We start from the raw sequence: 18,350 nt of genomic DNA, 5'->3' as shown, positions 1-18,350 counted from the left end.
TCAGGACCGATCTGGGGAAGGGGCGGCGGTGGGGTCGGCAGCCGGAGCGGCTGCCGGGGAAGCGAATCCGGAGCCGAGCAGGCTCATGGAGTCGATCAGGAGCTGGCGGAGGGTGGAAAGCGAATCGGGGGTGAGGGCGCCGCCGCAGCGGGCGAACCACACATCCATGGCGGCCTTGCCGCAGGAGATGACCGAGCCGGCCAGGGCCCGGAGGTAGAGTTCGTCGATCTCGATACCAGCCGCCTGCGCGAAGCGGACCCGGGCGGCGTCGATGATCTCGGCGGTGCAGTGGTCCCAGGCTTCCAGTTCGGACCGGTTCAACTGCGGGTTCGACTGGCCCAGGCTGTAAAGCTCTGCCAGCGGGGCCACGGTCATCGGATCCGCGAGTTCAACCAGGGCAGCTCGGGCAGATTCCAGGATCGGTTCGTCGGCCGGGCGGAGGCGGAACTGCTGGAGCGCCGTGTCCAGGAACCCGTGGGTCACCGACGCGATCACTGCCTCCGTGCTGCTGAAGTAGTTGAAGAAGGTCCGCCGGGAGATGCTGGCCTCCTCCGCGATATCTTCCACCGTGAAGTTGCCCGGCCCGCTGCTGCGGAGCAGGCCCAGGGCTGCCTCGGTGATGGCCTGGCGGGTGGCCGCTTTGTTCAGCTCGCGGCGCGACGGGGCTGCAGTTTCGGCTTCCGGGCCGGAAGGGGGAGGAGTGGGCATGCACTTACACTATGTGCATCTTTGCACTCAGGGCAAGTTTTTGGGCGCGGTTGTCTGAGGGAACAAACGTCGCGGATAACCTTCACAGCAAGATGAAAGGTTGGGAACAGCAGTTCCCGAACCTTGCGGGACATGCTGGAGCCACGTCCTGGGCAGAGCGGACCCGAACCGCCCGGGCCAGGACCACTCAGAACCGACCCCGTCACCGCACGGCAGATCCAGGAGACAGCACATGTCACGTACGAAAAGAATCGCTCTCGGTCTTTCGGCCACAGCCCTTACCCTGGGAGCCGGCCTCGGCGTCGCCGGGATGGCGTCCGCCACCACGACGCCGACGCCTGCCCCCAGCGCCAGTTCCAGCGCACCGGCGGACGCCGGCACTACGCCCGGCGGCGGCATGGGCACGCGCGGCGGCCACGGCCACGGCGGGGAACACGGGGAGGGCGGCGGTTTCGGCGGCGCAAAGGCCTCTGAACTTGCCGCCAAGCTCGGCGTCGACGAGGCGAAGGTCACCGACGCCCTGAAGGCGTTCCGGGACGCACACAAGCCCGCCGCCCCTCCGGCCGAGGGCACCAAGCCCGACCATGCCGCGATGGAGGCGGAACTGGCTAAATCCCTCGCCTCGTCACTGGGCATTGAGGAATCCAAGGTCACGGCCGCCCTTGAGGAGCTCCGGACCGCGGCCCAGGCTGACCGCGCCGCCGAACTGAAGACCAAACTCGACAAGGCCGTCAGCGACGGCACGCTCACCCAGGCCGAAGCCGACGCAGTCACCAAAGCCGTCGAGAAGGGCGTCCTGGGCGGGGGCCGGCACTAACCACTGCTGAGCGGGCACCAGCCGTTAAGGCAACAAAAAAGTAGTCCCCGGGAGACTCCCGGGGACTACTTTCTTGGCTGGAGCGCGGAGCACCCGCCGTGGTGGGGACTCTAGGCCCGTGTGCCGGCGAGCTTGCCGCCCTCGAAGGCATCGGACCCAGCGCCGCGGGTATCAGCGGCAGCGGAGGCGTCGACGTCGTCGGCGGTGATGACGGTGTCGTCGCTGAACGGATCACCGTTGCGCGGAGCGTTGTAGAGCGCCTCGTCCAGGATGCCCTGGCGCTTGGCCACGATCGTGGGGACCAGGGCCTGTCCGGCGACGTTGACCGCGGTGCGGCCCATGTCGAGGATCGGGTCGATGGCGAGCAACAGCCCGACGCCGGCCAGCGGCAGTCCCAGGGTGGAGAGGGTCAGGGTCAGCATCACGACGGCGCCCGTGGTGCCGGCGGTTGCGGCCGAACCCAGGACGGAGACCAGGGCGATGAGCAGGTACTGGGTGAAGTCCAGCTGGATGCCGAAGAACTGGGCCACGAAGATGGCGGAGACCGCCGGGTAAATGGCGGCGCAGCCGTCCATCTTGGTGGTCGCGCCCAGCGGCACGGCGAAGGAAGCGTAGGCCCGGGGGACGCCGAGGGAGCGTTCGGTCACGCGCTGGGTCAGCGGCAGCGTTCCCACCGACGAACGGGACACGAAGGCCAGCTGCACGGCCGGCCAGACACCGGAGAAGTACTGCTTGACGGACAGGCCGTGGCTGCGGACCAGGACGGGGTAGACCACGAACAGCACCAGGGCCAGGCCGACGTAGATGGCGAAGGTGAACTTGCCGAGCGAGCCGATGGTGTCCCAGCCGTAGACGGCGACGGCGTTGCCGATCAGGCCGATGGTGCCCAGCGGGGCGATCCGGATGATCCACCAGAGGACCTTCTGGATCACGGCGAGGGCGGACGCGTTGAGGTTCAGGAACGGCTCTGCGGCCTTGCCTACCTTGAGGGCGGCGATGCCGACGGCGATCGCGATTACCAGGATTTGCAGGACATTGAAGCTCACCGCGGTGGTGGCGACGCCGTCGGTGACGGTGGTGCTTGCGCCAAGGCCCAGGAAGTTCTTCGGGAACAGGCCGGTCAGGAAGGCCCACCAGTCACCGGATTTACCGGCGTACTTGGCCTGCTGGGTGATGCCGGTGCCCGCGCCGGGCTGCAGCAGCACGCCCAGGCCCATGCCGATCAGCACGGCAATCAGCGAGGTGATGGCAAACCAGAGCAGGGTGTTCCACGCCAGCCGGGCCGCGTTGGCCACGGCGCGAAGGTTGGAGATGGAGCTGACGACGGCGGTAAAGATCAGCGGCACGACGGCGGTCTGCAGCAACGAGACGTAGCTCGAGCCGATGGTCTGTAGCGTGGCGCCGAGGGCGTTGGGGTTCGTCTTCGTGCTGCCCGTGTACTTGGCCAGCAGGCCAAGGCCGAGGCCCACGATGAGGGCGGCGATGATCTGGAAGCCAAAAGAGCCGGCCCATTTGGGCAGCTGGAAACCGGGCTTTCCTGCGGTGGCGGGGGTGCTTGTCTGAGTGCTCACCCGAATACGCTAGGACCGTCGTCATTATCACGACGAACCAATGTTGAGAAATGTTACGCGGGGCAAATGCCGAGGGTGGTAACGAAACCCCGCCATTGCGCCGAAGGACTGCGCTTGTGTGAAGTTATTCCAGCCTTGGGTGTGGTGATTGTCTCGCCCCTGGCCGCCGCGGGCCGCGCCGTCGAGATGGCAGTTCGCGGCAATGTTTCCCGAAAACATTGCCGCGAACTGTTACCTCGACGCGGTGCCGGAGCCTAGAGTGGCGCCATGGCTATCGCACGCATACCGGTTGTGGTTCTCGACTGTCCCGACCCCAAGATCCTGGCAGAGTTCTACGCCGCCCTGCTCGACTGGAAGGTCGAGCAGGACGACGAGGACTGGTGCTCCATCCGGGCTGACTACGGGGATTCGTTGAGCTTCCAGAAAGTCGAGTCCTTCACGCCCCCGCAATGGCCGGGCCAGGAAGTACCGCAGCAGATGCACCTCGACGTCACGGTCGACGACCTCGACGAGGCCGAGGCGGCAGTGCTGGAACTCGGTGCGACCAAGCACGAGCACCAGCCGGGGACAACCTTCCGCGTCTTCCTCGACCCGGCCGGCCACCCCTTCTGCCTCTGCCTCAGCTGATCGGCACCCGACCGGGGGACAGTGCGGCGCGCTAGCTGAGCAGCGCGCGCTTCAGCGTGTCCAAGCCGACCGAGCCCATATTGAGCGCCTTGGTGTGGAAGGCCTTCAGGTCGAAGTCCGGCCGGGTTTCCAGCTCCGCACGGATCTGCTCCCAGAGCCGCTGGCCCACCTTGTACGACGGCGCCTGTCCCGGCCACCCGAGGTAGCGGGTGAACTCGAACTTGAGCTGGCCCTCGCTGATCGGCAGGTTCTTCCTCAGGAAGGTGTAGCCGGTCTCCGGGGTCCAGGTGCCCGACCCCCAACGCTCGGGCACTTCCAGTTCGAGGTGCACGCCGATGTCGAACACCACGCGGGCCGCGCGCATCCGCTGCATGTCGAGCATGCCCATGTGGTCGCCCGGGTCCTTGAGGTAGCCCAGTTCCTGCATCAGCTTCTCCGCGTACAGCGCCCATCCTTCGCCGTGCCCGGAGGTCCAGCAGACGTTCCTGCGCCACTTGTTCAGCAGTTCGCGGCGGTAGGTGGCCGTGGCGACCTGGAGGTGGTGGCCGGGGACGCCCTCGTGGTAGACCGTGGTGGTCTCGGCCCAGGTGGTGAACGTGTCCTCACCCGGCGGCACGGACCACCACATGCGGCCCGGGCGGCTGAAGTCGTCCGAGGGGCCGGTGTAGTAGATGCCGCCTTCCTGGGTGGGGGCGATCTTGCACTCGAGGGTCTTCATGACATCCGGGATGTCGAAGTGAACGCCGGCAAGGTCGGCCACGGCCTTGTCGGACAGCTGCTGCATCCAGGCGCGGAGGGCATCGGTGCCCTTGAGCTGCCGGGACGGGTCGTTGTTCAGGATCTCCTTGGCCTCTTCGATGGTCGCGCCCGGGCGGATTTGCCCGGCCACGCGCTCCTGCTCGGCGATCAGGCGGTCCAGTTCCTGCACGCCCCAGGCGTAGGTTTCCTCCAGGTCAACGGCTGCGCCGAGGAAGGAGCGGGAGGCCAGGGCGTACCGCTCGCGGCCGACGGCGTCCTTCTCCGGTGCGACCGGGAGGAGCTCGGCTTCGAGGAAGCCGGCCAGCCGGGAGTAGGCGCGCCGGGCGGCGGCAGCGCCGGCGTCGAGCTTGGCCTGCACGTCCTCGGGCAGCGGGCCTTCGGTTGTCTTGGCGTCGGCGGCGAGCTTGGCGAAGAAGCCGTCCTCGGCGGCGTGCTTGGTGGCCTGTTCGATCACGATCTTCACCTGGCGCGCGGCGGCGACTTTGCCGTCCTCCTTAGCTGCGCGCAGGGAGGTGATGTAGCCGTCGAGGGCCTCCGGGACGTTGTGCGCACGTCCCGCGATGTGCTCCCAGTGCTCCGTGGTGTCCGTGGGCATGAGGTCAAAGATGGCGCGGATGTCCTGCGAAGCGGAGGCGATGTTGTTCAACTCCGCAAGGTCCCAGCCGGAGTCATGAATCTCCAGCTGCAGGCCCAGGCGCTCGCGCATGGCGTCCAGGGTGACGGCGTCGACGTCGTCGGCCGGCTCCAGCCCGCCCAGGGCGGCGAGGGTTTCGCGGGCCGCGGCGGCAAAGGCCTCCTGTCCGGCGGGCGAGAAGTCCCGGTATTCGGTTTCGTGGCCGGGCAGGCCAAGTTCCGTGCCGAAGCTCGGGTTAAGCCGGATGAGGGTTTCCGTGTAGGCGTCGGCGACGGCGTCGATGGCGGTCTTCGGGCGCGCGGGAACGGGGCTGGGCGTGGTGTTTTCAGTGGTTTCGGTAGTCACCCGAACGAGACTAGCCCGGCCGCGGCGGTTATGAAAGGGTTACTGAACTTTTTCTAGCCGCGGCTGCGCTTCCACGAGCCGGGGCCCGGCTTCGGTGCCAACTGCAGCTGCTGGCGCCGGATCCAGTGCCTCGCGCCGGGCTTCACCGGTGCCGCGGCCGTGTCCGCACCCAGGGAGAGTACGACGGCGGTCAGCGCGGCGAGTTCCTCCGCCGTCGGCCCGCCTTTGACGACGGCGAGCAGCGGCTGCTCCGCCGGCGCGGCAGCAGGTCCGTTTCCGGCCTCGCTCGTTCCGGCCTCGTTCGGCGCCGTCACAGCGGAATGTTCCCGTGCTTCTTGGCGGGCAGGCTGGCCCGTTTGTCCCGCAGCGCGCGCAGGCCCTTGACGATCTGCAGCCGGGTCTCCGACGGGGCGATGACCGCGTCCACGTAGCCCAGCTGGGCCGCCTGGTACGGGTTGAGCAGCTCTTCTTCGTACTGGCGGATCACGTCGGCGCGCTTGGCCTCGACGTCGCCGCCCTCCGCCGCGACTGCGGCGAGCTCGCGGCGGTACAGGATGTTGACCGCGCCCTGCGCGCCCATCACGCCGATCTGCGCCGTGGGCCAGGCGAGGTTGAGGTCGGCGCCGAGCTTCTTCGAGCCCATCACGATGTACGCGCCGCCGTAGGCCTTGCGGGTGATCACGGTCAGCTTCGGCACGGTGGCCTCCGCGTAGGCGTACAGCAGCTTAGCTCCACGGCGGATGATGCCCTGGAACTCCTGGTCCTTGCCCGGCAGGAAGCCCGGCACGTCCACCAGCGTGATGATCGGGATGTTGAAAGAGTCGCAGTGCCGGACGAAGCGGGCCGCCTTTTCCGACGCGGCGATGTCCAGGGTGCCGGCGAACTGCATCGGCTGGTTGGCCACAATGCCCACGGTGTGGCCCTCGACCCGGCCGTAGCCGATGATCACGTTCGGCGCGTACAGCGACTGCATCTCCAGGAAGTGCGCGTCGTCGACGATCTGCTCGATCACCTTGCGCATGTCATAGGGCTGGTTGGCCGAATCCGGGATGAGCGTGTCGAGGGCCAGGTCATCGTCGTCGAGGTCCGGCTGCTGGCTGTGCTCCAGCACGGGTGCCTCGGCGAGGTTGTTGGAGGGCAGGAAGTCCAGCAGTTCGCGGACGAACTCGACGGCGTCCGCCTCGTCCGCGGCCAGGTAGGTGGAGGTTCCGGTGTTTGCGTTGTGCTGGCGGGCCCCGCCGAGGGTTTCCATGTCCACGTCCTCGCCGGTGACGGTCTTGATCACGTCCGGGCCGGTGATGAACATGTGCGAGGTCTTGTCCACCATGACGACGTAATCGGTCAGGGCGGGGGAGTAGGCCGCGCCGCCGGCGGAGGGGCCCATGATGAGCGAGATCTGCGGGACGACGCCTGACGCGTGCACGTTGTTGCGGAAGATGTCCGCGAACATGGCCAGCGAGGCAACACCTTCCTGGATGCGGGCGCCGCCGCCGTCGAGGATGCCGACCACGGGGCAGCCGTTGCGCAGCGCGAACTCCTGGACCTTGACGATTTTCTCGCCGTTGACCTGGCTCAGCGAGCCGCCGTAGACGGAGAAGTCCTGGCTGTACACCGCCACGGGGCGGCCGTCCACGGTGCCGTAGCCGGAGACCAGGCCGTCGCCCAGCGGCTTCTTCTTCTCCATGCCGAACGCGGTGGACCGGTGCACGGCGAGGGCGTCGAACTCCACGAAGGACCCGGCATCGAGGAGCAGGTCGATGCGCTCGCGGGCCGTGTTCTTGCCGCGGGCGTGTTGCTTCTCGATCGCTTCCGGGCCGGAGGGCTGCTCGGCACGGGCCTGGCGGTCGCGGAAATCGGCAATCTTGCCCGCGGTCGTGGTCAGATCGTGGCTCATCAAGTGTCTCCGGCTCTGTCGTTCGGTACGGCTGTTCGGTGCTGCTGGTTGTCCTGCTGTGTTCACTGTCGCCGGCCCGTGGGGAGCGCTTAAGTGGATTCCACACAAAAACTTGGCCGTGCTGGCAAGTCTAGTGAGGGTATTCGCGTCCGCCGCTGTAGAAAACCTACAATTTTCGCCCCGACCCTCGGCTGATGGGGCCGCCGCCGAACCTGCCTCCTTGGCTCGCCCGACCCTGAGGACCGCAGCCCCGGCCGGCCGGGTGGCCTGCGCTCCTGCCCAGTTACTCGGCGGAGCAGTCCAGGCCGCCCGCAGGATTCCGGGGATCCGCAGCCTAAGCGGCCGCCCCGCGGGGGAGTAACTGGGCAGGAACGTCGCGGTCCCGGAAGATACCCCGCCCCCGGAAGATACCCGCCGCCGCCGCCGACTGATGGGGCCGCCGCGGAACCTGCCCTCTGGGCAGGCCCGGCCCTGCGGACTGCGGCCCCGGCCGGCCGGGCGGCCTGCGCTCCTGCCCAGTTACTCGGCGGAGCAGTGCAGGCCGCCCGCGGGCTTCCGGGGATCGGCAGCCCGAGCGGCCGCCCCGCGGGGGAGTAACTGGGCAGGAACGTCGCAGCCGCCGGAAAAATCCCCCGGCCGCGAAGGTATGTTACTGGCCGGTAACATCGGCTAAGGTGGTCCCATGACTTCAAGCAACGACGCTTCGGGCACGGCCCCGCACGAACAGCAGCAGGGCCCCTACCAGGCCTCGGGTTCCCTCCGGGGCCGCACCATCCTGATGTCCGGCGGCAGCCGTGGAATCGGCCTCGCCATTGCCCTCCGCGCGGCCCGGGATGGCGCCAATGTCGCGCTGCTGGCCAAGACCGGCCAGCCGCACGCCAAACTCGAAGGCACTGTCTATTCCGCCGCCGAGCAGATCGAAGCCGCCGGGGGACAGGCGCTGCCACTGGTCGGCGACGTGCGCAACGACGCCGACGTCGCCGGCGCGGTTAGTTCAGCGGTCGAACGCTTCGGCGGGATCGACATCGTGATTAACAACGCCTCGGCGATCGACCTGTCCAAGACCGACGCGGTGGACATGAAACGCTACGACCTGATGCAGGACATCAACGTCCGCGGCACCTTCCTGCTGAGCAAGCTCGCGTTGCCGGCGCTGCGAGAGTCCGACGCCGGGCAGATCCTTACGCTCTCGCCGCCGCTAAACCTGGACCCCAAGTGGGCCGGGCTGCACCTGGCGTACACGATGGCGAAGTACGGCATGAGCCTGACCACCCTGGGCCTGGCTGAGGAGCTCAAGGTGGACGGCATCAGCGTGAACTCGCTGTGGCCCTGCACGCTGATCGACACCGCTGCCATCCGCAACATGCCCGGCGGCGAACAGATCGTCCGCGGGGCGCGTGGGCCGCAAATCATGGCCGACGCCGCGCACGCCGTGCTGACCGCTGCCAATGCCATCCCGGAATCCGGCAGCTGGAGCGGCAACTTTTACACTGACGAGCAAGTACTGGCGGCGGCCGGCGTCACGGACTTCGCGCCGTACAGCATGGGTGCACCCGAGGACCGTCTGGTTCCTGACATTTTCCTCTGAGTTTCGAGCTGCCCGGGGCTACCTACCGGCCGCCCACCGGGCTGCGAGGGCTGATCGGCGGGCGCCTCAGCCGCCGGGGGGCACTGCAGCGCCGCCCCGGCCCGACGCCGGCGGGGCGGTTACTCGGTAGGATTCAGGGATGGAAGCCGCGCAGGAGATCCCGGACCGTCCGCCGCTGGACCAAGGCGCGCTGAGCGACGCCGCATTCCTGACCGCCAACGGCATTCCGCAGCTGACCGTGGTGGAGTCCACCGGATCCACCAACGCGGACCTGCTCCGCGGCGTCACCGTCGATCCGCGGGCGTGGCCTGACCTGTCCGTGCTCGCCGCCGAGTACCAGAGCGCCGCGCGCGGCAGGCTGGACCGGCTGTGGGAAGCCCCGGCCCGCAGCTCCGTCTCGGTCTCGGTCGTGCTTCGTCCGGTCAACGCCGAGGGCCGCCCGCTGCCCACCCAGTGTTACTCCTGGCTCTCGCTGCTGGCCGCGCTGGCCCTGCGGGAAGCCCTGCTGGAGACGGCCGGGATCCCCGCGGAGCTCAAGTGGCCCAACGACGTGCTGGTCCGCGGCAGGAAAATCGCCGGCATCCTTGCGCAGCTCGGACCCATGGGCGACGGCGCGGTGCCCCCGGTCATCCTCGGCACCGGACTCAACGTCACCCTCACCGAAGCCGAACTGCCAGTGCCCACCGCCACCTCGGTTCTGCTGGAGCAACCCGCCACCGTGGACCGCACGTCGCTGTTGAAGAGCTACCTGTCCCGTTTCGCCATGCTGTACCGCAGCTTCTGCAACGCCGACGGCGACCCCGCCGCGGGCATGGCCGGGGGACCCAGCCTCCACAAGCGGGTGGAGCACGTGCTGACCACGCTCGGCAAGCAGGTCCGCGCCCAGTTGCCCGGCGACCACGAGATCATCGGCCACGCCAGCCGGCTGGACGAGTACGGCTCCCTGCTGGTGGTGGATTCCGGCGGGCACGAGCATGTGGTGACCGCCGGCGACGTCGTGCACCTGCGTCCTTGGACCCCGCCCGGCGAGACCGGCGGCGAAAGCGGCTATGCGTAAAGAGCTCTTCCCGGGCGAGCAAGTGATTGTCGTGACCCGCCCGCAGCCGCGGACCCTGATAGTTCCGGCCCTGCTGTTCATTGTGGTCGCCGCCCTCACCGCCTATGCCTGTGCCTGGATTATCAAGGGCGGACCGGCCAAGGTCGTTCCGCTGGTCACGCCGGACTGGACGCCGTGGATGATCGGCGCGAGCCTGGCCCTGGCCGCGTGGATCCTGGTCGGATACTGCCTGCCCAAGGTGGTCACCTGGCACGCCAGCCGCTACACCCTGACCAGCCGGCGCCTCGTAGCCCGCTACGGCATGTTGCGCCGCCGCGATCAGCAGGTGCCGCTCGCCGCAGTCCGTAATGTGTTCATCGAACAGACCCTGCTCCAACGGAGCCTGCGTTCGGGGAATATATCCTTGGATACCGGGTACCCCCCCGGCACGGTGATTCCGGACGTGCCCGAGGTTATGACGTTCCGGAACTTCATCCTCGACGCGATTGACGACCTTCCGGAGGGTGAACTGATTGAGGCCGACGACACGATGCCGAACTCCAACGAGTGGCCATGGGAGATGAGGGAAGGTGCAGGAGATGAACGCTGACAACGCGCAGCACGACACCGGACTTCTGGCCGCGGAACCGTCCGACGTCCCGGCAGCGGTCGTGGACGCGTCGTCCCTCGAAGCGGCCGTGCTCGACTCGATCGCCAATGAAGAAGCGAACCACCGCGACGGCGGCGGCCGCGACGGCGGCGGCCACGACGGCGCCGAGCACGACGGCGGCGGGGACGCCGGGGACGCCGGGAACGGTGAGGACGACGTGGACGACGTCGACGTCGCCGCCGGTCCTGATGACCTTGACGACGAGGTCGCGGCCGCTCCGGCGTCCGTTCCGGCGTCGGACCCGGCCGACCCCGACGCCGACCCCGACGCCGGCCCGTCAGGCGCCGCCGCACCCCCCGCCACGGGCACTCTGTCCGCTGAACGGCTTGCCACCAAAGCCCTGGAACAGCGGCTGCTGGGCGGAGAGCGGAAGCTGCGCCGCCGGGAGGTCGCCGCCGGTGCGGGGCTGTCACTGCTGTCCGCCCGGAAACTCTGGCGTGCGCTCGGCTTCCCCAACCTGGGCGATGAGGACGTTGCCTTCACCGAAAAGGACCAGACCGCGTTGAACACCGTCGTGGACCTGGTCCGCACCGGCAAACTCACCGAGGAAGCCGCCATCTCGGTCACCCGCGCCATCGGCCAGATGACCGACCGGATGGTGGTCTGGCAGATCGAGGCCCTCGTCGAGGACATGGTCCACCAGCAGGGCGTCAGCGACGCCGTCGCGCGCAAACGGCTGGTCAACCTCCTGCCCTCCCTCGTGGACGCGCTGGAGGAGATGCTGGTCTACTCCTGGCGGCGCCAGCTCAACGCCGGCGTCCAGCGCCTCGCGGTCCGCGCCGAGGCCGGTCTGGCCTCGAGCGAGGAAGGCCGCGAAGGGGACGAGGACGACGCGCCCCTGCCGCTGGCACGCGCCGTCGGCTTCGCCGACCTGGTGTCCTACACCAGCCTGTCCCGCCGGATGAACGAAAAGACCTTGGCCCAGCTGGTGCAGCGGTTCGAGAACAAGTGCGCCGAGATTATTTCCGTCGGCGGCGGCCGCCTGGTTAAGACAGTCGGCGATGAAGTCCTCTACATTGCCGAAACGCCCGCGGCCGGTGCGGAGATCTCGCTGGCCCTTTCGCAGGCCTTCAATGAGGACGAGATCCTGCCGCAGGCGCGCGTCGCCATGGTGTGGGGCCGGATCCTTTCCCGGCTGGGCGACATTTACGGGCCCACCGTGAACCTCGCCGCCCGCCTGACCGCGCTGGCGGATCCGGGCACGGTGCTGGTGGACTCCATGACGGCGGCGGCCCTGGAAGAAGACGAACGCTTCGTGCTGCTTCCCCGGCCCGCGGAAAACGTGCGCGGTTTCGGCGAAATCCTCCCCGTGCAGCTGCAGCGGGGCAGCGGCAAGGGCCTGGTCCTGGACTAAGCGGCCGGATTAGGCGCCTGGACGAGACGCCGGACGCTGCACCCCACGACGGGCGGCCGGGGAGAGGTCCCCATCGCGCTCCGGAACATCGTTGGGTAGGCTGTCGCGGGACGTGGGGCCGAGTCTCGGGCCCCGCCGGGGGAACGCCGCTGCACTTTGCAGCTGCACATACAAAGGAACATCTGAAGCTGTGACACGACTTTTCGCCTTGCTGGGAGCCAAGAAGCCGGGTTTCACGAAGCCGCGGTTCCGCGCGCGCCAAAAGTTCCTCACCGCCGCCGCCTTGGGCCTCGCCGCGGTGGTCCTGGTGGTCGCTGCGGTGATTTACCCGGGCTTCAAGACCACCGAGGTGGAGTTGAACGACGGCGGCGTGTGGGTCGTCTCCAAGTCGCGGAACGCGGTCGGGCGGCTGAATTACCCGTCGCGGGTGCTCGACGGCGCAGTCACTCCGGCGTCCACGTCCTTTGATGTGCTGCAGGATGCCGGGACGGTGTTTGTTGATGACGCGTCCGGGGCGACCCTGAACCCGGTGTCGGCGGCGCAGATGCGGCTGGGCGGGGACAAGAAGCTGCCCGGGTCCGCCGAGGTCAGTTTCGGATCGAAAGTCATCGCGGTGACGGATACGGCCAAGGGCTCGGTCTGGGCGCTTTCGCCGTCGACGTTGAACGGCTTTGACGCCGAAAATTCGGAGCCGGTCCTGAACGGCGAACAGGGGACCGTCTCCGTGGTCGGGGCCGATGACAGGATCTACAGCGTCGATCCGAAGGCCGGCCGGGTGACCGTAACGAGCGTGGACGGCCAAGGGGCCGTGGCGGAGTCGCAGGCCAGCACCTGGGATGGCCTGAAAGGCGCCGGCAGCCTCCAGCTGACCGTGGTGGGCGACCAACCGGTGGTGCTGGACGCCGGCCGGGGGAAGCTGTTCCTGCCGGGCGGGCGCGAACTGGCCTTGGCGGAGGCGCGGGACGCGAAACTGCAGCAGCCCGGTCCGGCCGCGGATACCGTGGCGGTGGCCACGCCGAAAGCGCTGCTGGAGCAGCCGCTGGACGGTTCGACGGCGCGGACGGTGACCTTCGGCGGCCAGGGCGTGCCGGCCGCACCGGTGCAACTGGGCGGGTGCATGCATGCGGCCTGGTCGGGGGCGAACAAGTACGTCCGCGACTGCGAAAACGACGCCGACGACAAAACCGTCGCGGTGCCCAAAGCCAGTGCGTCGCCGTCGTACGTCTTTCGGGTGAACCGCGACCTGGTGGTGCTCAACGATGTGAACTCGGGCAACGTGTGGCTGGTGAACCAGAACATGCTGCTGGTGAACAACTGGGACGACGTCATCCCGCCCAAGAACCAGTCCAACGACCAGGACCAGGAGTCCGCGGACAACAACACCATCAACATCCTGCCGGACCGCACCAAGCCCAACCGGCCCCCGGAAACCAAGCCCGACGCCGTCGGCGTCCGGCCCGGCCGCACCACCGTTCTGTCCGTGCTGGACAACGATTCCGACCCCGACGGCGACGTCCTCACCGCCTCGCTGGCCGGCAACGGCGCCAAATCCGGCAGCATGGAGAGCATCTACGGCGGCACGGCCTTCCAAATCACGGTCCCGGCCGACGCGAAGCCCGGAACCGAAACGATCGGCTACAACGCCGCGGATGGCCGCGGCCTCTCCGCCGGCGGCAGCATCGCCCTCAGCGTGGTGGGCCCGGAGGAGAACAAGCCCCCGCTGTTCAAACGCGGCGAACCCACCACCCTGCTGGTAGAGCAGGGCAAGTCGGTCAGCCAGAACATCCTCACCGACTGGACCGACCCCGACGGCGACGACCTGGTGCTCATGGACGCCAAGGCAGACAACGACCAAGACCAGGTCAAGGTCCGCCGCGACGGCCTGCTCAGCTATCAGGATTCCGGTGCCGCCCCCGGCAAAAAGACCGTCACGGTCACCGTCTGGGACGGCCGCGCCACTACCACCGGCAAGGTCACCGTGAACGTCCAGCCTCCGGGGGCCCTGCAGCCGGTGGTCAACGCAGACCACGTCACCGCCGTCGCCGGCCAGGACCTGGTCATCGCCCCGCTGAAGAACGACACCGACCCCAACGGCGGCGCGCTGCGCCTCGCCCAGGTGGAAGCCGCCGGGCCGGCGCAGCTGGGCCCCGTCACCGACGGCGGAACCTTCACCTTCCGCAGCGACACCCCCGGTCCGGTGTACCTGACCTATCTCGCCAGCAACGGCCCGCAAAGCACCCAGGGACTGATCCGCGTCGACGTGGAGTCCGGCAAAGACGCCGGCAGCCCGGTGGCAGTGCACGACCTGGCGCTCATGCCGGTGGGCGGTAGCGTGCTGGTCGATCCGCTCGCCAACGACTCGGACCCGGCCGGGGGAGTGCTGGTCCTGCAGTCGGTGCAGCTGCCGGAAAACGCTACCGCCTCGGTCAGTGTTATCGACCACAGCGTCCTCCGGGTCACCGACGTGCTCGGCAGCAAGGACCCCTTCACCTTCCGCTACACCATGTCCAACGGCACCAAGTCGGCCACCGGCAGCGTCTCCGTTGTGCCGGTCCCGGCTCCCGCCGTCGTCGAGGCGCCGCAGCCCAAACCGGACGAGGTGAACGTGCGCGTCAACGACGTCGTCACCATCCCGGTGCTGGCCAACGACACCCACCCGCAGGGCGAAAAACTGAGCGTGGACCCCGTCCTGCCGCAGCCGGTGCCCGAGGCTGACGGCAAGAGCTTCGTCTCTGAGAACGCGCTGCGCTTCATCGCCGGCCCGGTGCCCAAAACCGTCCGGGCGATCTACAACGCCGTGGACCCGCAGGGCCAGAAAAGCGCGGCCGCCGTCACCATCCACATCCTGCCGCTGGAGGGCGCGCAGAACTCCCGCCCGCAGCCCAAAAACGTCACCGCCCGGGTGGTAGCGGCCGGCACCGTGCGGATCCCGGTGGAACTGGACGGCATTGACCCCGACGGCGACTCGGTCCAGCTGACCGGCATCGACAGCACGCCCTCGATGGGCACCGCGACAGTGGGCAGCAACTTCATCGACTTCACCGCCGCCGGCGACGGAGCGGGCACCGATACCTTCCGCTACAAGGTGGTGGACCGGCAAGGTGCCGTGAACACCGGCACCGTCACCGTGGGCATCGCCCCGCGCGGCGACACCAACCAGAAACCCACTCCGGTGGATGACGAGATAAAGGTCCGGCCGGGACGCCAGATCGCGGTGGACGCCACGGGCAACGACACCGACCCGGACGGCGACCCGATCCGCATCCTTGCCAACGGCGTCGAAGCGGCCCCCGAGCTGCAGGCAACGGTCAGCAAGCAAAGCGGCCGCATCATTCTGCTGGCGCCCGGCCAAGAGGGCACCGACAACGTCCGCTACACCGTCGCCGACGACCGCGGCGCGCAGGCGCAGGCGGCAATAGCCGTCAAGGTGCAAAAGGACGTGCCGTTGCAGGCACCGATCGCCCGGGATGACCGGGTAACGTCGGCGCAGACCCTCGGCAAGACCGCCGTCGACGTTCCCGTACTCAAAAACGATGAGGACCCGGACGGCGTGGGCGAGAACCTCAAGGTCGCCGCCGAGGCCAAAACCGCCCGGCCCGGGACCGACGGCAACATGATTGTGGAGCTCACCGAGGCGCCGCAGCTGATCCCGTACACCGTCGAGGACGTCGACGGCCAGAAATCCACCGCCATCATCTGGGTCCCGGGCCTGGGCCAGCAGGTGCCCACCCTGGCCAAGGACGAGGTCATCGAAGTCGTGGCCGGGCAGTCGGTCACCGTTGACCTCAAGGAATGGGTGAAGGTCCGCGACGGGCGCACGCCACGCCTTACCCAGACGGACCGGATCAAACTGATCGGCGCCGACGGCTCGGACTCCGTGGCCAACGGCGGCACGGCTCTCAAATACACCGCCGGGAAGGACTACGTCGGCCCCGGTTCACTCAGCTTTGAGGTCACCGACGGGACCGGACCGGACGACCCGGCCGGCCTGAAATCCACCTTAAGTATCCGCACCAAGGTGCTCCCGGACCCCAACCGGAACAACCCGCCAGTGCTGCTGGGCAGCCAGCTGGACGTGCCCAAGGGCGACACCGCGGGGACCGACCTGGAAAAGCTCACGACTGACCCGGATGACGGCGACCTCGGCAGCATGAAGTACGAGCTGGCCGGCAGCGTTCCGGCCGGATTCAACGTAAGCATCGACGGGAAGACCCTCAAGGCCTCGGCCAAGGACGGGACCAACGCAGGAACAACCGGGGCCGTCCAGGTCAAGGCCAAAGACCGCCGCGGCCTTGAGACCACGGCCACCTACCAGCTGGCCGTCACGGCCTCCAACCGGCCCAAGCCGGTGGCCAACGACGACGTCGAGGACAATGCCGCCGTCGGCAAACCGGTCTCCGTCAACGTGCTGGCGAATGACGCCAACCCTTTCCCGGAAACGGCGCTGAAGATCATCTCTGCGGTTCCCGAGACCGGATCCGGAATCGTCAAAGCAAACGGCGACAGCGTGGGGGTCACCCCGGCCGCGTCAGGGACCATGGTGGTCTCCTACACCGTCGCCGACAAGACCGGGGATTCCTCCCGCTACGCGACGGCGCGCGTGCGCCTCAACGTCAAGGACAAGCCGCTGGCACCCGGTACGCCGCAGGCGCAAAGTGTGGGGGACCGGACCGCCTTGCTGACCTGGACGCCGCCGGCGGACCGTGGTTCGCCGATCACGAAGTACACGGTCTACGGAGAGGGCGGCTACAGCCAGGACTGCCCGGCCAACTCGTGCACCCTCAACGGGCTGACCAACAACACCAAGTACCACTTCCAGGTCACGGCCACGAACGCCATCGACCAGTCGGAGCGGTCCCCGGCCTCGGCCGAAGTGCGCCCGGACGTCAAGCCGGACACCCCGGCCGCGCCGTCGCTGAAATTCGGCGACAAACAGCTGACCGTGAACTGGACGGCTCCGGCCTCGAAGGGCTCCGCGATCAAGTCCTACGACTTGGAAATCTCACCGGCGCCGGCAGGGCAAAACGCCCAGGTCCAGAACCTCACCGCGGTGAGCTACGTCTGGAAGGGCCTGACGAACGGCGTGGCGTACAAGGTCCGCGTCCTGGCCCGCAACGACGCGAAAGACCCTTCCGAATGGAGCGCTTACTCCGCTGCCGAGACGCCCGCCGGCGCGCCCCTCACTCCGGCGGCACCGAGCGCCTCCGCCGCCCAACCGGTCGGGGCCCAAAGCCAGCTGAGGGTCAGCTGGGCGGCGCCGAACAATAACGGCGACGCCGTCTCCTCCTACACGCTGACAACCCTGCGCGGCGGTGCCGTACTGACGAGCCAACAGGTGGCCGGCACCTCGCAGAACGTCACGGTGGACAACTCTGAGGCCGATTACACGTTCACGGTGGCAGCCACCAACAAGGCCGGAACGTCGGGAACCAGCCCGCAGTCCGCGCCAGTGCGCGCTGCCGGCAAACCCGGAACCGTGACCAGCGGTACCGCCAAAGCAACTGGTAACCCCGGCCAGGTGGATGTGACCTTCACGCCGCTCAATGCTGCTCAGCGAAACGGATCCCAGGACACGGAGATCCGTTACAGCTACCGCGCCTCGAGCGGCCAGAGCGGCCCCATCGCCGCCGGTGGCGGAACGATCGGCGGGCTGCCGAACGGGCAGAACGTCACCATCAACATCATCGCGACGTCCACGAAAAACAACGTCTCCGGCGATGGCAAAGCCATCGGCACTGCCAACCCTTACGGGCCGCCCGGTGCCCCGGTGCTGTCCGCTCAAGGATCCACCACGCAGCAGGTGCACTGGACCTGGTCCAATCCCGCCAACGACGGCGGCCGAAACCTCGATCACTTCGAGGTCAGCTATGAAGGCGGAGGCTGGACCAGCGTGGGCCTGGCCAACAGGTACGACCGCGACACGGGCGCGTGGAGTTCCACCAAGAACCTCAAGGTCCGTGCCTGCACAGTCGTCTGCGGCGCTGCGGACTCGGCGAACGCCACCAGCGGAAAAGACCCAGCTCCTCCGTTGACGGAAGTCCGGGTCAAGGCCGCGGACAACAACAGCTGCCCGGGTAAACCCGGCGTTCCGGACCGGTACTACCGGGACGCCAACGGAGCCCAGTGCGGCGGTGACGACGCCAACTGGGTCTCCACCTCCGACGGCTGGATTCCGACGCCGTGCTGGAGCGATATCTACAACCACAACGAGAAGTGGTACAAGATGAACGGCGGCCCGCACCCGGGCTGGTACGTGAAGTGGACGACGGTGGATGTCCGCGGCCCCGGCGTCGGAGCCTGCTGATGCCGCCCACTAAACTAGCCGCCGGGCGGACCCCAGCCCGGCC

General features: G+C 68.1%; 12 protein-coding genes. 7 read left to right on the top strand and 5 right to left on the bottom strand.

Annotation, left to right across the window (positions count from 1 at the left end):
• Positions 1 to 708 (bottom strand): TetR/AcrR family transcriptional regulator, encoded by a 708-nt coding sequence (locus QFZ61_RS15560; protein ID WP_307037536.1) that lies wholly within the window; start codon positions 706 to 708, stop codon positions 1 to 3.
• 232 nt (positions 709 to 940) lie between these two features.
• Here QFZ61_RS15560 and QFZ61_RS15555 point away from each other — a divergent pair, with 232 nt between their 5' ends.
• Positions 941 to 1,525, top strand: a complete 585-nt coding sequence (locus QFZ61_RS15555) for a hypothetical protein (protein WP_307037534.1) — start codon at positions 941 to 943, stop codon at positions 1,523 to 1,525.
• A gap of 110 nt (positions 1,526 to 1,635) precedes the next feature.
• On the opposite strand, the gene QFZ61_RS15550 is transcribed toward QFZ61_RS15555, so the two are convergent.
• Complete coding sequence (locus QFZ61_RS15550) at positions 1,636 to 3,096, bottom strand: dicarboxylate/amino acid:cation symporter (protein ID WP_307037532.1); 1,461 nt, start codon at positions 3,094 to 3,096, stop codon at positions 1,636 to 1,638.
• Between the two features lie 267 nt (positions 3,097 to 3,363).
• Between QFZ61_RS15550 and QFZ61_RS15545 the strand changes: the two genes are divergently transcribed.
• On the top strand, positions 3,364 to 3,723 hold the full coding sequence (locus QFZ61_RS15545) for a VOC family protein (RefSeq protein WP_307037530.1): 360 nt from the start codon (positions 3,364 to 3,366) through the stop codon (positions 3,721 to 3,723).
• Between the two features lie 31 nt (positions 3,724 to 3,754).
• Here the strand turns inward: QFZ61_RS15545 and QFZ61_RS15540 are convergent, their stop codons facing one another.
• The 3 genes from QFZ61_RS15540 to QFZ61_RS15530 are packed head-to-tail and all read right to left on the bottom strand — an operon-like array spanning position 3,755 to position 7,355.
• Positions 3,755 to 5,461: a DUF885 domain-containing protein gene (locus QFZ61_RS15540; protein WP_307037528.1), complete on the bottom strand. Its 1,707-nt coding sequence runs from the start codon at positions 5,459 to 5,461 to the stop codon at positions 3,755 to 3,757.
• Positions 5,462 to 5,514: 53 nt separating this feature from the next.
• Positions 5,515 to 5,775, bottom strand: coding sequence for an acyl-CoA carboxylase subunit epsilon (locus tag QFZ61_RS15535; RefSeq protein WP_307037526.1), 261 nt, complete (start codon positions 5,773 to 5,775; stop codon positions 5,515 to 5,517).
• Entirely contained in the window at positions 5,772 to 7,355 is a 1,584-nt protein-coding gene (locus QFZ61_RS15530) for an acyl-CoA carboxylase subunit beta (RefSeq protein ID WP_307037524.1), read from the bottom strand. The genes QFZ61_RS15535 and QFZ61_RS15530 overlap by 4 nt, the downstream gene beginning before the upstream one ends.
• A 682-nt stretch (positions 7,356 to 8,037) precedes the next feature.
• Here QFZ61_RS15530 and QFZ61_RS15525 point away from each other — a divergent pair.
• The 5 genes from QFZ61_RS15525 to QFZ61_RS15505 all read left to right on the top strand — a co-directional run bounded on the left by QFZ61_RS15525 (position 8,038) and on the right by QFZ61_RS15505 (position 18,307).
• Positions 8,038 to 8,943 (top strand): NAD(P)-dependent oxidoreductase, encoded by a 906-nt coding sequence (locus QFZ61_RS15525; protein WP_307037522.1) that lies wholly within the window; start codon positions 8,038 to 8,040, stop codon positions 8,941 to 8,943.
• Positions 8,944 to 9,082: 139 nt separating this feature from the next.
• Positions 9,083 to 10,000 (top strand): biotin--[acetyl-CoA-carboxylase] ligase, encoded by a 918-nt coding sequence (locus QFZ61_RS15520; RefSeq protein ID WP_307037520.1) that lies wholly within the window; start codon positions 9,083 to 9,085, stop codon positions 9,998 to 10,000.
• Complete coding sequence (locus QFZ61_RS15515; RefSeq protein ID WP_307037518.1) at positions 9,993 to 10,589, top strand: PH domain-containing protein; 597 nt, start codon at positions 9,993 to 9,995, stop codon at positions 10,587 to 10,589. Before QFZ61_RS15520 ends, QFZ61_RS15515 begins: the two co-directional genes overlap by 8 nt.
• Before the next feature lie 217 nt (positions 10,590 to 10,806).
• On the top strand, positions 10,807 to 12,003 hold the full coding sequence (locus QFZ61_RS15510) for an adenylate/guanylate cyclase domain-containing protein (RefSeq protein ID WP_307038249.1): 1,197 nt from the start codon (positions 10,807 to 10,809) through the stop codon (positions 12,001 to 12,003).
• Positions 12,004 to 12,193: 190 nt separating this feature from the next.
• Positions 12,194 to 18,307, top strand: a complete 6,114-nt coding sequence (locus tag QFZ61_RS15505; protein WP_373427168.1) for an Ig-like domain-containing protein — start codon at positions 12,194 to 12,196, stop codon at positions 18,305 to 18,307.
• Positions 18,308 to 18,350 lie beyond the last annotated feature (43 nt).

Origin of the sequence: Arthrobacter sp. B3I4 (assembly GCF_030816855.1) — a bacterium.
Lineage (GTDB): Bacteria > Actinomycetota > Actinomycetes > Actinomycetales > Micrococcaceae > Arthrobacter.
Note: the sequence above shows the minus strand (reverse complement) of the source record. Positions and strands in the feature narration are given on the sequence as shown.